Annotated in this window: 7 protein-coding genes; 3 read left to right on the forward strand and 4 right to left on the reverse strand. The window is 74.6% G+C overall.

The genetic code is table 11. The features are described 5' to 3' along the window. The first annotated feature begins 29 nt into the window (after positions 1–29). Positions 30–1,010 carry a formylglycine-generating enzyme family protein gene (locus tag LUZ64_RS31720; protein WP_232390458.1) on the forward strand — a complete coding sequence of 327 codons (981 nt, stop codon included), beginning with the start codon at positions 30–32 and terminating at the stop codon, positions 1,008–1,010. A gap of 87 nt (positions 1,011–1,097) precedes the next feature. Here the strand turns inward: LUZ64_RS31720 and LUZ64_RS31725 are convergent, their stop codons facing one another. From LUZ64_RS31725 to LUZ64_RS31735, 3 genes are read right to left on the reverse strand one after another with little or no spacing between them, the layout of a single operon-like run. Beyond that, positions 1,098–2,780, reverse strand: a complete 1,683-nt coding sequence (locus LUZ64_RS31725; protein WP_095585044.1) for a WD40 repeat domain-containing protein — start codon at positions 2,778–2,780, stop codon at positions 1,098–1,100. Continuing rightward, positions 2,777–3,529: a GTP cyclohydrolase II gene (locus LUZ64_RS31730; protein ID WP_095585043.1), complete on the reverse strand. Its 753-nt coding sequence runs from the start codon at positions 3,527–3,529 to the stop codon at positions 2,777–2,779. Before LUZ64_RS31730 ends, LUZ64_RS31725 begins: the two co-directional genes overlap by 4 nt. Next, positions 3,526–4,185, reverse strand: a complete 660-nt coding sequence (locus LUZ64_RS31735; protein ID WP_170116963.1) for an NADPH-dependent FMN reductase — start codon at positions 4,183–4,185, stop codon at positions 3,526–3,528. Before LUZ64_RS31735 ends, LUZ64_RS31730 begins: the two co-directional genes overlap by 4 nt. A 657-nt stretch (positions 4,186–4,842) precedes the next feature. Between LUZ64_RS31735 and LUZ64_RS31740 the strand changes: the two genes are divergently transcribed. After that, on the forward strand, positions 4,843–5,415 hold the full coding sequence (locus LUZ64_RS31740) for a flavodoxin family protein (RefSeq protein ID WP_095585041.1): 573 nt from the start codon (positions 4,843–4,845) through the stop codon (positions 5,413–5,415). A 107-nt stretch (positions 5,416–5,522) separates the two neighbouring features. Here LUZ64_RS31740 and LUZ64_RS31745 read toward each other — a convergent pair whose 3' ends face one another. Then, positions 5,523–6,308: a hypothetical protein gene (locus LUZ64_RS31745; protein WP_095585040.1), complete on the reverse strand. Its 786-nt coding sequence runs from the start codon at positions 6,306–6,308 to the stop codon at positions 5,523–5,525. Positions 6,309–6,816: 508 nt separating this feature from the next. Here LUZ64_RS31745 and LUZ64_RS31750 point away from each other — a divergent pair. Further along, a partial coding sequence (locus tag LUZ64_RS31750; RefSeq protein WP_232390459.1) for an FAD/NAD(P)-binding protein occupies positions 6,817–7,309 on the forward strand: 493 nt, incomplete at its 3' end.

Genomic DNA, 7,309 nt, shown 5'->3' on the forward strand with positions numbered 1-7,309 from the left:
CGCACACCGCCCTTCACCCAGGAGAGGACATGAGTGGTCTGAGGCTCCAGGACCTCGCACATTCGCCGCACTTCCAGGAGCACGCGCCCCTGGTGTGCCCCCGCACCCTGCGGCCCAGCGAGAACGCCGTCGCCGCGCTGCGCCGCGCCGACCCCGGACAGCTCGCCGCCATCGTGGAGGACCCGGAGGCGACCGTCGCCGAGCGGCTCGCCGCGGGCGGCGTGCTCGCCCTCATCGGCGATCCGCGCATCGGCCGCACCCCCGCCACCAGCTTCGTCGCCGGCGGCACCGTCGAGATCGGACTCCGGACGGAGGAGGTCGACCCGGTCGTGCGGGACTGGGAGCACGTGGGCGTGGAGAAGCCCTGGATCGAGAAGGAGACGCCGCAGCGCACCGTCCGCCTGGCCGACTTCTGGATCGGCACCTACCCGGTGACCAACTGGGAGTACCGCACCTTCCTCGACTTCACGGGCCGCGCCGAACGCCCCAGCACCTGGTACCTGGGCGCCTTCCCCTACGACCGCGGCAACCACCCCGTCGCGGGCGTGCGCCCGGAGGACGCCGACGCGTTCGCGGACTGGCTCACCGAGACCACCGGCCACCCCTGGCGGCTGCCCACGGAGGCCGAGTGGGAGCACGCGGCCAAGGGCGCGAGCGGCTCGGAGTTCCCCTGGGGCGAGGACTTCGACCCGGGGGCCGCCAACACCCGTGAGTCCGGGGTGCACCAGACGACGCCGGTCGGCGCGTTCCCGGCCGGCCGGGCACCGTGCGGCGCCTACGACATGGGCGGCAACGTCGAGGAGTACGTGGCCGACCCGTACGTGCCCTACCCGGGCGGCCCCTATGTCGCCGACCACCTCGTCCAGACGCTGGGGGAGGAGTACCGCGTGGCGCGCGGCGGCAGCTTCTCCCGCTTCGGCGATCTCACCCGCACCCGCCGCCGGCACGGCGCCTTCCCCGGCCCGCTGTACCCGGTGGGGCTGCGCGTCGCGACGGGCGTACGGCCCTGAGCGCACCGCGCCACCGCGGCCCGTACACGCGAGGGGGCCGGAAGCCCGACGGGCTTCCGGCCCCTTCCGGCGTCCCGGCCCGGACGCTCAGAGCGGTATCTCGTACACCCGGCCGTCGTAGGACCCGGCCAGGAAGCGGCCGTGCTCCGCGTCGTGGTGCAGGCTCGACACCCCGGCGGTGGTCGGGCGGACCGCGGGCGCCCAGGTGTGGGCGCGGGTGTCGTAGACCGCGACCCGGCCCGTGTACGAGCCGGTGGCCACCCACCGGCCGTCCGGCGAGGCGGCGACGCACTTCACCGAGTGGTCGTGCGGCGTGTCCAGGGTCCACGGCCGCCCGGAGGCGTCCCACAGGCGCAGCTTGAGGTCCCGGCTGACGCTCGCGAACGCTCCGCCGGGCAGCGCCGCGCAACCGTTGGCGATCTTGTCGTGGGCGGTGTCGATCCGGGAGATCAGGTCGAACGTGCCGACCGCGAACCAGGAGGCCGAGGCGCCCGCGCAGACCGCGAAGATCCGGCCCTCCGAGACGGCGACGCCCTTCACCGCGTTCTCCGCCAGCGGCAGGGTGGTCACGAGCGTGAGCGCGCGGTCCGGGCCGACGGCGAAGACCAGCCCCTCGCCGGTGTAGGCGCCGATCACCACGTGCGGCACCCCGTCCCTGGTGAACGCGGCGGCGCAGTTCAGCGGCGAGCGGTGCTGGTGGAGGACCTCGCCCGTGGTGGCGTCGAAGACCCGGCCCAGCTGGCCGCCCGTCAGCAGCAGCCCCCCGGCGTCCACCAGGAAGTTGCACAGGCTGCCCACCTCGGCCACCGGCGCACCGTCCGCCTTCAGCACCCCGGCGTCCCCGATGGTGTACCGCCGGCCCCCGGCCGTCGTCACCGCGTTCACACAGTCGGTGCCCTCCACGCCCGACAGGTCCCAGACGTCACCCGCGATGTCGTACGTCGCGTACGTCGACCCGAACGTCGCGAAGACCAGCGTCCGTTCGTCCAGGAAGGCGCACGACCGCGCCCAGATCTCCGCCGGGAACTCCGAGGCCGACGTCAGGGAAAGCTCGCCCGCGGTGTCCCAGATCCGCACCGTGCGGTCGTAGCTCAGGCTCACCAGAGCGCCCGAACCGGCGTGGTACACCAGCCTCTTGACGCCCGCCGCGTGCGCGGGGAAGTTCCGTACGGCGTCGCCGTCGATGCGGATGATCTCGCCGTCGTCGTTCCCGGCGTAGACCACGCCCTCCCGGGTGATCGCGATGGTGTCGGTCTCCACCCCCGCCAGGTCGATGGTCGACACCAGGCCGCCGGTCGCCAGCGACCAGCGCTTGACGGTGCCGTCGTCGCTGGACGACAGCAGTTCGCCGGAGTCGCCCAGCCACTCCACCGAGATGACGTCCGCGCCGTGCCCGGCGAACCGGGCGCGCAGGGCGCCCGTGAAGTCGTAGACCCGCACCAGCGCGTCCCGGGAGGCGGTGGCGACCAGGTCCCGCGTCGGGTGGAACACCGACATCTCCACGTCGTCGGCCTGGTCGGCGAAGACCGCGGTGAGCTTCAGGTCCGGCACGGACCACAGCCGTGCCGTGTGGTCGCTGGAGGAGCTGAGGACGTACCGGCCGTCCGGGCTGAACGTCACCTGGTTGGCCAGGTGGTCGTGCGAGGCGCGGGCTAGGGGCAGCCGGGCGGCCGCGTCCCAGAGGATCAGCTGGTTGTCGTAGCCCGCCGTGGCGACGCGCGCGCCGCCGAACGCGGCGATCCCGCTGATCGGTCCGTGGTGGCGGATCATCGTGAGGCACCTTCCAGGTCGATGGTGTGCGCGGTGCGGGTGACCTTCGCCGTCAGATAGCGGAGGTTGTGCCGGTTGGCGAAGACGCCCGTGGGAACCACCCGGCGGACCCTGATGCCATGAGCCGACAACTGGGCCGGTTTGTCCGGGTTGTTGGTGAGTAGATCGATCTCCTCGTGGCCCAGCGCGCGCAGCATCCACGCCGCGCCGGTGTAGTCGCGCAGGTCGTCGGCGAGCCCGAGGGCCCGGTTGGCGGCGTAGGTGTCCAGGCCGCCGTCCTGGAGCCGGTAGGCGTCCAGCTTGTTGTACAGGCCGATGCCCCGGCCCTCCTGGCGCAGGTACAGCAGGCAGCCGCCGGCCGTCGCGACCTGCCGCAGCGCCTCGTGCAGCTGCGGCCCGCAGTCGCACCGGGCCGACCCGAAGACGTCCCCGGTCATGCACTCCGAGTGCAGCCGCACCAGGGGCGGGGCCGCGCCGGACCGCGAAGCCCGCGGCGGGGGCGCGGCGGGGAAGCGGACCGCCAGGTGTTCCAGGCCGTCGGGCAGCCCGTCGAAGGTGGCCACGGTCGCGTCCAGCGCCGGACCGCCGCCGAGGTGCAGCGGGATCCGGACCTCGTTGCGGATCCGGGCCCCCTCGGCGGTACGGGCCCGGGGCGCGGGCGCACCGCGGGCCGGTGCCTGGCGGGCGGGCGAAGGGGTGAGGCCGGTGAGGCCATTGATCTCATTGAGGCCATTGAGGGGGGACTTCATAGGGCAACCTCCGATGTCCGGGTCTCCGCGCCGGAGACCGCGCGTCGCAACTGCGCCGGGGCGGGCCGGCCTCGCCGGGCGGACGCCGAGCACCTCTGGTCCGCCAGGATCGCCACCGCTTCGAAGGTGGCGTCGACCAGCCCGCGCAGGGCGGCCAGCACCTCCGGGTCGCTCATCTCGCCCGCCTCGTCCAGGCGGCGGTCCGCCCGGCGGATGGCCACGGGCGGGTGCTCGACGACGACCGCCTCACAGGCGTCGAGCAGGTCCATCAGCGCGGGCTGGGCGTCGATCGCCCCCCGGCCGCTCGGCGAGGCGCTCAGCACGGCCACGACCCTGCCGGTGAGCGGACTCGCGCCGTCCGGGCGGGACAGCCAGTCCAGCGCGTTCTTGAGCACCCCCGGCACCGCGCCGTTGTAGGAAGGGGTGCTGACGACGAGGGCGTCGGCGTCCGCGACCAGGACGCGCGCGGCCCGTACCGCCGGGGACGCCCCGGCGCGCTCCACGTCCCCGTCGTAGAACGGCAGCCTGCCGATGGGCAGCGAGACCGCCTCCGGGGCGCCCGGGGCGCTCTCCACTATGCGGCGCACGGCGCGCAGCGCCGCCGAATTCACGGACCCGCGGCGCAGGCTTCCCGAGATCAGAACCACCCTGGTCATTCCGGCCTCCGCTCTTCCGGTCGCCGACCCGGCGCGGCCGGTACGACGGCAACGGAATCCCCGTCGCCGACAACGGATGTCCTGTGCAACGGAATCCTCGTCGCCGGTACCGGAGTCGTGTCTCTCCGGTGCCGCGCCCGCTTTTCCTTTCCGGATCCGGAAAGGCATTACGGGGGCGCTCCCCCGGCACCCGGGAGAACCCGTCCGGCGACGCGGAACGCCCGCGCACGTCCGCACCGGATCCCGGCCCGGGCCCGGCGGCGGCACGGTGGCCGCGGCAGCCCGCGCGCCGGGCGTCTCCGGACCCCGCGCCCGTTCACCGGCGCACCGGTGTACCGGCGTTCCAGGGAACCCGGAACGCCGGAGCGCGCACCCCGCTGATCTGGTATCGCCCGCATACGTATGTCCCGACGTTTCGGAGATCCGGTGGACCGAGCGTACTTCCGGAAACGTGCGAACTCCCGACCCGAGGTGACCTTTTGTCAGGTCGACGGTATTCCGGGGAATTCGACCTGACGTACCGCCCGGATTTCTGACGTACTGACCCGGCCGGCATTGGCCGCATTACCGGTCCCGCACAGGATGAGGAAATCCGGCGGCGCGGGTGCGCGGCCCGGCGATCGCGCACGACCGTGACCCACGCGTGAGGAGGCACCGATGAACAGCACCCCGGAGGTGGCCGTCGCCTATCACTCCGGCCGCGGCCACAACGCCGTGCTCGCCCGCGCGGTGGCCCGCGGAGCCGCCGACGCGGGCGCGGCCTGCGCGCTGGTCGCCGTCGACGCCGTCACCGAGGAGCAGTGGGCGCGGCTCGACGCCGCGCACGCCATCGTCTTCGGCGCCCCCACCTACATGGGCGGCGCCTCCGCCGCCTTCCACGCCTTCGCCGAGGCGACCTCCGCGCGCTGGGCGCGCCGCTCCTGGCGCGACAAACTGGCCGCGGGCTTCACCGTCTCCGGCTCGAAGAGCGGCGACAAGCTCAACACCCTGCAATACCTGGCGGTCTTCGCCGCCCAGCACGCCATGCACTGGGTCAGCCCCGACCTGCTGCCCGGCTGGAACGTCTCCACGGGCTCCGAGCACGACCTCAACCGGCTCGGCTTCCACCTGGGCGTCGGCGCCCAGGCGAACGCCGACGAGGGCCCGGAGGCCGTCACCAAGGCGGACGCCGAGACGGCCTACCTGCTCGGCAGGCGCGTGACCGAGACGGCGCGCCGGATGTACGGCTGAGGAGCGGGCGTACGGATCGGGCGTACGGATCGGGCGTACGGATCGGGCGTACGGATCGGGCGTACGGATCGGCCCGCCCCGGTGGGGCGGGCCGCCCGCTTTCCGGGTCACCCTCGGGACGACATCCGGACGGGCACGGCAGGCGGCGCCCCAGGACGGTACGGGGCGACGGCCGCCACCCGCCCCCGGCGCCGTACGACCGCCCGAGCGGCCACCGCGCACACCCCGTGGACTACGGCGAGTACCCGGAGCGCCGGCGCCGCCGAACCGTCGGAGACCGCGTGGCAGGCGGCGAAGACGAGCAGCACGGCGACGCCGCCGAGCGCCTCGGCCACGCCGGGACCGCCGCCCCTGACGGCGCGCGGGCCGTCCTCCGCGGAACGGCGGGCGCGCCCCCGGGGGAGCCCTCCCGCACGGCCGTCCCCGCCACGGACCAGCCGGTCCAGAGCGCCCGCCCCCGCGCCGCCGCACACGCACAGCGCCGTGAAGCCGCCCGCGAACCCCACGGACGTGCCCCGCGCGGCTGGCAGCAGCGCGGCCGTGCCGAGCACGACCCGCTCCCGGCCGTCCGGCCGGTCCGCGCGGCCGGACGCGCGCGAGCCGGCCCACCGTAGCGCCGCCCAGGCCGCCACCGGCGAGGCCACCAGCAGGAACGTCCCGCCCGGCCCGTACGCGAGGCCGTGCGCCGGGACGCGTGCCGGGCCGGTTCCGGGGGACCGGAACAGCACCAGCGCCGACCACATGCCCCACACGCAGAGGGCGAGGTGTCCGCAGAGGACGGCCACCGACAGATTGCGCCGCGCGATGTGCCGCGCACCGCGCTCCCAGAAGTCCTCGTCCTCCGGATCCCAGGTCTCGGTCCACGGACGGGAGGGTGCCGTTCGCGTCGTCATCACTCCTCATCTCCCGCCGGTAGGGCGGTAGGGGCGATCAGGGTCGTCGGGGCGGGGGCGGGGGCCGGGGCGACCGAGGGGGAGGCGGCCCCGCCCACCGTGCCGGGTCCGTCGCCCGAAGACCTCGGTGAGCCCTTCGGCGAGGTGCCCCCGGCACGCGGGCGGGCACGGTCCATGGGGAGAGCGTGCGCGGCGGCGTTCCCGGCGGACAAGGCGGCTCCGGTGGGTGCGTCAGGTCGGTAAGGCGGGGCGGAGGAGGGGCCGGGGAGGGGCCGGGAGGGGCTGCTCCGGGGCCGGGTCCGGGGCCGGGGAGGACCTGACGGACCCGCCCGGCAGTCGTTGACCCCTGAAAACGGAACCCTCCAGATTGAAACGCGTGGGGACGCCGGGTCCGCCGCCGACGGCGGCGCCTTCCGGACGGTTCGCGCGGGGGGCGACCCGGGGGCCGCGTCCTCCCCGGCGCCAGTTACTCCCGAGCCGCCGTTCCTTCGAGCTGAGGAGCACCCGCATGAGTGACAGCCATGTCGAGGTCTGCGTCGTCGGTGTCGGCCCGCGTGGCCTGTCGGTCCTGGAGCGGCTGTGCGCCAACGAGCGGGCCGCGCCCACGCACTCCACCCTGACGGTGCACGTCGTCGACCCCTCCGCCCCGGGCGCCGGGGCCGTGTGGCGCGGTGACCAGTCGCGTGAGCTGCTGATGAACACGGTGTCGTCGCAGATCACGGTCTACACCGACGACAGCGCCCGGATCGAGGGCCCGGTCGAGCCGGGCCCGAGCCTGTACGACTGGGCGCGGGCCCTGGCATCCGGGGCAGCCCGCGGACAGGACGAGGAGACCCTCGCCGAGGCCCGCCGGCTGGGCCCGGACTCGTATCCCACCCGGGCGTTCTACGGCCGCTACCTCCACGACAGCTTCCTCCAGGTCGTGGCCCGCGCCCCGGAACACGTCACGGTGCTCGTGCACCGCTCCCGCGCCGTCGCCATGGCCGACACCGAGGGGGTGA

Source organism: Streptomyces albireticuli, from assembly GCF_021228125.1.
GTDB lineage: Bacteria > Actinomycetota > Actinomycetes > Streptomycetales > Streptomycetaceae > Streptomyces > Streptomyces albireticuli.